The sequence below is a fragment of the Mammaliicoccus sp. P-M58 genome, from assembly GCF_022386165.1.
GTDB classification, from domain to species: Bacteria; Bacillota; Bacilli; order Staphylococcales; family Staphylococcaceae; genus Mammaliicoccus; species Mammaliicoccus sciuri.
Window position 1 is genome coordinate 1 of the sequence record NZ_JAJNJI010000024.1, and the last position, 3995, is coordinate 3995.

Annotated in this window: 3 protein-coding genes; all 3 read left to right on the forward strand. The window is 28.4% G+C overall.

Translation table 11 applies throughout. From position 1 onward, the window contains the following. Positions 1–6 precede the first annotated feature (6 nt). The 3 genes from LQ694_RS15300 (at position 7) to mobV (ending at position 3283) form a co-directional block, all read left to right on the forward strand. Positions 7–951: a replication initiation factor domain-containing protein gene (locus tag LQ694_RS15300; protein WP_031794979.1), complete on the forward strand. Its 945-nt coding sequence runs from the start codon at positions 7–9 to the stop codon at positions 949–951. Positions 952–976: 25 nt separating this feature from the next. Beyond that, positions 977–1750 carry an ANT(9) family aminoglycoside nucleotidyltransferase Spd gene (locus tag LQ694_RS15305; protein ID WP_021285909.1) on the forward strand — a complete coding sequence of 258 codons (774 nt, stop codon included), beginning with the start codon at positions 977–979 and terminating at the stop codon, positions 1748–1750. 315 nt (positions 1751–2065) lie between these two features. Then, positions 2066–3283: a MobV family relaxase gene (gene mobV / locus LQ694_RS15310; RefSeq protein ID WP_021285908.1), complete on the forward strand. Its 1218-nt coding sequence runs from the start codon at positions 2066–2068 to the stop codon at positions 3281–3283. Positions 3284–3995 lie beyond the last annotated feature (712 nt).

Sequence of the window (3995 nt, forward strand, 5' to 3'; positions counted from 1 at the left end):
TTTTTTATGAGTAAAAAAGAGAAAGAGAAATTATCAAATCAAAGTCTAGAACAAGAAAAGTGTAATTTTTCGTTAACCGGTATATCTAATAGCCGGTTAAACCGACATACTATGTACACCCTTGAACCAAAAATCAGTTTTGACCGTATGACAATCGTTGGGAATTTAAATAAAAATAACGCTCAAAAACTTTCTGAATTCATGAGTGTTGAGCCAAAAATAAAACTTTGGGATATGTTACAAACAAAGTTTAAAGCTAAAGCACTTCAAGAAAAAGTTTATATTGAATATGACAAAGTAAAAGCAGATAGTTGGGATAGACGTAACATGCGTGTTGAATTTAACCCAAATAAACTTAATCATGAAGAAATGCTTTGGTTGAAGAAAAATATTATCGATTACATGGAAGATGACGGGTTTACAAGATTAGATTTAGCTTTTGATTTTGAATATGATTTAAGTGATTACTATGCAATGACTGATAAATCAGTTAAGAAAACAATTTTTTATGGTCGTGACGGTAAACCAGAAACAAAATATTTTGGTGTTCGTGATAGTGATAGATTTATAAGAATTTATAACAAGAAACAAGAGCGTAAAGATAATGCAGACGTTGAAGTTATGTCTGAACATTTGTGGCGTGTAGAAATTGAACTTAAGCGTAGTATGGTTGATTATTGGAATGATTGTTTTAATGATTTACATATTTTGAAACCAGATTGGAAAATCATTAAGCGCAGTTCTGATAGAGCAATGGTTTTTATGTTGTTAAATGATGAAGAAGAATGGGGTAAATTAGAAAGACGAACTAAAAATAAATATAAAAATTTAATTAAGGAAATATCTCCAATTGATTTAACTGATTTGATGAAAATGACTTTAAGAGAAAACGAAAAACAATTGCAAAAGCAGATTGATTTTTGGCAACGTGAATTTAGATTTTGGAAATAATATTTAAAGATGAGAGGAGTCAATAATGGAGGAACCAAATAAGCAAATTGATAATGTTTTAATAGAATTGAAACGATTGTTTTCAAAAGATTTATTAGGAGTCTATTTATATGGTTCTTATGTTAAAGGGGGTTTAAAAAAAGATAGTGATGTTGATTTTCTAGTGATAATAAATAGAGATATGACTAAAGAAGAAAAAAGAATATTAATTTCGAAAATTATGCCTATCTCTAAAGAAATTGGTGAAGATACAAGTTTAAAATATATAGAATTAACTGTGCTTAATTATCATGAAAATGAAAATTGGTCTTATCCACCTATTGAAGAGTTTATCTATGGGGAATGGCTTAGAGAAGATTATTTAAATTATTTTATTCCAGAAAAGAATAACAACATTGATTTAACAATATTATTATATCAAGCCAAGCTTTCTTCAATATCAATTTATGGCGAAAATAATATTAATAACTTAATTCCTGATGTTCCATTTATTGATTTACAAAAAGCTATAAAGGAAAGTTCTAAAGAATTGATAAAAGATTTTTATGGTGATGAAACAAATGTTATTTTAACCCTTTGTCGTATGATCGTAACTTATGAAACAGGTAAGTTTTATTCAAAAGATTTAGCTGGCAGTATGATAATAGAAAATTTATCAGAAAATTTATCAATTGAAGAAAATAATTTAATAAGTTTAGCTATTTCTAGTTATAAAAATGGTAATAGCGTTGATTGGGAACTTTTTCCTGTTAAGAGTGTCATTAAAAAACTTTATGCTTATTTGAATTATAAATTATGATAATAGCTTTTGTGATATTTGCAATATCAAGTATTCCTTAAATTTTGAAAAAGAAAGTAAGTAGTTGAATATATGTTGTTTTAGTTTTGATCTTTATATTTAACAACCACTATTTTGGTTGCTGGTGTTTTGATTTTGAATTTGGTTTTGAACTTATGGACTGACTTGTTCAGTCCATTTTTTGTGCTTGCACAAAAACATGTTTTAGCCTCGCAGAGCATACGGTTTAATGACTTATTTCAAAATAAGTCTAGTATGTTAGACTTAAAGTATTAAATACCTATCTAACCTTATTGATGAGGAGTGATTTTTTATATGTCTTATTCAATTATTAGAGTTTCAAAAGTCAAAACAGGAACAAATACAACAGGCATACAAAAACATGTTCAAAGAGAAAATAATAATTACGAAAATGAAGATATAGACCATAGTAAAACTTATTTAAATTATGATTTGGTAAATGCTAATAAACAGAATTTTAATAACTTGATTGATGAAAAAATTGAACAGAATTATACAGGCAAACGAAAAATTAGAACAGACGCGATTAAACATGTTGATGGTTTGATAACATCAGACAATGAATTTTTTAAAGATAAGTCACAAGACGAAATAAGAGCTTTTTTTGAGCATTCTAAAGAATTTATAGAGAATGAGTACGGAAAAGACAATTTGCTTTATGCGACCGTTCATATGGACGAGAAAACACCACATATGCATTTTGGTATTGTACCGATAACGCAGGACGGAAGATTAAGCGCTAAAGAAGTGATAGGTAATAAAAAAGCTTTAACTGAATTTCAAGATAGATTTAACGAGTATGTTAATCAACGTGGGTATGATTTGGAACGAGGACAATCAAGACAAGTTACAAATGCTAAACATGATCAGGTAAGCCGATATAAGCAAAAAACAGAATACCATAAGCAAGAATATGAGCGTGAGAGCCAAAAATTAAGCCATATACAACAAAAAAACAATGAGTTGATAGAACAATATCAAAAATCATTAGAAACGCTTAAAAAGCCTTTAAACGTCAAATATGAACATGAAACTGAAAAAGTAGGTGGTTTGTTTAATAAAGAAATACAGAAAACGGGAAATGTTGTAATAAGCCAAGAAGATTTTAATGCCTTTCAGAAGCAAATAGAAGCAGCACAATTAATCAAAGATGATTATGAGTATATTAAGTCAGATAAAGCTCTAAATGACCTAAAAAACGAAAATAATAAGCTTAGAGAACAAAACAAGGATTTGTCTGAAACTTTATCAAGAGCAAATGAGTTTATAAAAGACCGAAAAAAAGACCTTGATAATGCGCTTAATGTCATTAAAGTTATTAGAGAAATTTTTGAAAAGTTAGAGCAAGTTCTTGGTAGAAATAAATACCAGCATTTGATGAATGATGTGAGTAGAGATAATGGACGAATGATAAAGACAATACAAATGTTTGATAAACAAATACATCCTGAAGAATATCAAGAGAAAGAACAAAAAAATAATCAGAATCATGGCAGAGGTATGAGCAGATAGAAAAAGCCCTTATCATAGTTGATAAAGGCTTAAATAAATACAATCTAGTATTAGTAGTACTAAACAATACAAATATTATACCACGCTTTTATGCCGAGAAAACTTTTTGTTTTAAAGAGTCCTTAAATTAGACTTAAAGCGTCAGCGGTCGATAGCGTCAGCTATTAACCTGACCGACTGACAGCTTTTAGGATTTTTAAGGACGCAAACTTTAAAGCAAAAAGGAAATTGGAATAAAGCAACAAAGGGGGTTGAAGAAAATGAGTAAGAAGAAAAAGATTAATTTAGCAATATCAATTGCTCAAGTAGTAGTTCAGGCGTTAATACTTTATAACACTTATCAGCAATATAAATATTCTAAAAAATATTGAGCTTAATAAAAAATAAAGACTTAGTCTGAATAGACCAAGCTTTTTGTTAGTGTTATATTAATACACAAATAAAATAAAAAAAGAAGTCGCTCACCCCAAACCGACCAAAGTTTTCGTGAACGACAAAACCGTAATAAAATGTAAGAATTATGTTTTATTAATTTGTATATCTAGATATTAAACGATTTAAGTTTATTCTTCAAGATATATATTCGGGTGAGCGACTTCTTAAACAAAATAAGGAGTCGATTTTTTTATGAGTAAAAAAGAGAAAGAGAAATTATCAAATCAAAGTCTAGAACAAGAAAAGTGTAATTTTTCGTTAACCGGTATATCTAATA

What these genes read in the sequence shown, in the direction of transcription:
- LQ694_RS15300 (WP_031794979.1), top strand. Translation starts at nt 7, where the DNA reads ATGAGTAAAAAAGAGAAAGAGAAATTATCAAATCAAAGTCTAGAACAA.
- LQ694_RS15305 (WP_021285909.1), top strand. Translation starts at nt 977, where the DNA reads ATGGAGGAACCAAATAAGCAAATTGATAATGTTTTAATAGAATTGAAA.
- mobV (WP_021285908.1), top strand. Translation starts at nt 2,066, where the DNA reads ATGTCTTATTCAATTATTAGAGTTTCAAAAGTCAAAACAGGAACAAAT.